Source organism: Halomonas sp., assembly GCF_014859505.1.
Taxonomy (GTDB): Bacteria; Pseudomonadota; Gammaproteobacteria; order Pseudomonadales; family Halomonadaceae; genus Halomonas.
In genome coordinates, this window is the sequence record NZ_JACUUD010000237.1 from 1 (window position 1) to 2,129 (window position 2,129).

1 protein-coding gene and 1 pseudogene are annotated in these 2,129 nt (G+C 66.9%); both read right to left on the minus strand.

The annotated features are described in order from the left end of the window. A pseudogene (carB, locus tag IBX53_RS15860) lies at positions 1-820 on the minus strand (carbamoyl phosphate synthase large subunit); the annotation flags it as partial. A 65-nt stretch (positions 821-885) separates the two neighbouring features. Further along, a complete protein-coding gene (carA, locus tag IBX53_RS15865; protein WP_290911268.1) occupies positions 886-2,034 on the minus strand; it encodes a glutamine-hydrolyzing carbamoyl-phosphate synthase small subunit in 1,149 nt (382 codons plus the stop codon). Between the last annotated feature and the right edge of the window lie 95 nt (positions 2,035-2,129).

Sequence of the window (2,129 nt, forward strand, 5' to 3'; positions counted from 1 at the left end):
CGCGCAGCACCGCCAACGAGGCGTCGCGCATGATCTGGTATTCCTTGTCGGTCAGCGTCTGGGCCGGGGCCACGGTGATGGAGTCGCCGGTGTGCACGCCCATGGGGTCGAAGTTCTCGATGGCGCAGACGATGATGCAGTTGTCGTTCCGATCACGGACGACCTCCATCTCGTACTCCTTCCACCCCAGCAGCGACTCGTCGATCAGCAGCTCGTGGTTGTTGGAGAGCTCGAAGCCGCGGGTACAGATCTCCTCGAACTCCTCCTTGTTGTAGGCCACGCCGCCGCCGGAACCGCCCATGGTGTAGGAGGGACGAATGATCACCGGGAAACCCAGCGTCGCCTGGATGCGCCAGGCCTCCTCCATGCTGTGGGCCACCTCGGCCTTGGGGCACTCCAGGCCGATGCGCCGCATGGCCTGGTCGAAGAGGTCGCGGTCCTCGGCCATGTTGATGGCGTCGGCGTTGGCGCCGATCATCTCCACACCGTACCTGGCCAGCACGCCGTGCTTGTCCAGGTCCAGGGCACAGTTGAGCGCGGTCTGGCCGCCCATGGTGGGCAGGATGGCGTCGGGGCGCTCGGCCTCGATGATCTTCTCCACCGTCTGCCAGGTGATCGGCTCGATGTAGGTGGCATCGGCCATGGCCGGGTCGGTCATGATGGTGGCCGGGTTGGAGTTCACCAGGATGACCCGGTAGCCCTCCTCGCGCAGCGCCTTGCAGGCCTGGGCGCCGGAGTAGTCGAATTCGCACGCCTGGCCGATGACGATGGGGCCGGCGCCAATGATCAGGATGCTCTGGATGTCGGTACGCTTGGGCATGGTGCTTCCCGCAGAAATAGGTGACGAGGGGCGACGTGTCTCGGGCTGACGCTTCGCGCTCAGGCTCAGGCCTTGCGGGCCTTCATCATCTCGACGAAGCGGTCGAACAGCGGCGCGACGTCCTTCGGGCCGGGGCTCGCTTCCGGGTGACCCTGGAAGCCGAAGGCCGGGCGGTCGGTGCGTTCGATCCCCTGCAGGGTGCCGTCGAACAGCGAGCGATGGGTGGCGCGCACGTTGTCCGGCAGGCTCGCCTCGTCGGCGGCGAAGCCGTGGTTCTGGCTGGTGATCATGACGCGCCCGGTGTCGAGGTCCTGCACCGGGTGGTTGGCGCCGTGGTGGCCGTGGCCCATCTTCACGGTCTTCGCCCCGCTGGCCAGCGCCAGCAGCTGGTGACCCAGGCAGATGCCGAAGATCGGAGTCTGGGACTCGAGGATCTCGCCGATCGCCTTGATGGCATAGTCGCAGGGCTCGGGGTCGCCGGGGCCGTTGGCCAGGAAGACGCCATCCGGGCTCATCGCCAGCACCTCGGCGGCCGGCGTCTGGGCCGGCACCACGGTGAGGCGGCAGCCGCGGGAGGCGAGCATGCGCAGGATGTTGCGCTTCACCCCGAAATCGTAGGCGACCACGTGGAAGGGGCGCTCTGCCGCGGAGGCATCGGCATAGCCCTCGCCCAGGGCCCACTCGCCTTCGCCCCACTCGTAGGGGGTCTGGCAAGAGACCACCCTGGCCAGGTCCATCCCCTTCAGGCCCGGGAAGGCACGGGCGGCGGCCAGGGCGCGCTCGACGGCATCGTCGCCTTCGGCCTCGGCGCCGGCCAGGATCGCGCCGTTCTGGGCGCCCTTGTCGCGCAGGATGCGGGTCAGCCGGCGGGTATCGATCTCGGCGATGCCCAGCACATTCTGGCTCTTGAGGTAGTCGGAGAGGGTCTGCTCGCAGCGAAAGCTGCTGGCCGCAAGCGGCAGATCGCGGATCACCAGGCCGGCGGCGGCGATGGCGCCGGACTCGACGTCCTCGGCATTGACGCCGGTGTTGCCGATATGGGGGTAGGTCAAGGTGACGATCTGGCGGGTATAGGAGGGATCGGTCAGGATCTCCTGGTAGCCGGTCATCGCCGTATTGAACACCACCTCACCGCTGGTCTGTCCATCGGCACCGATCGCCGTGCCATGAAACACACTACCGTCTTCCAGGGCCAGTATCGCGGGTTTGTTCAATGCAACGTCCTCCCATGTTTTTACGAACAGCTTTTACAGACAGCTCGTCTTCGAATGCTGCTTCCTGATGGCCGCCCCGCGGATGGCCGCCCCGC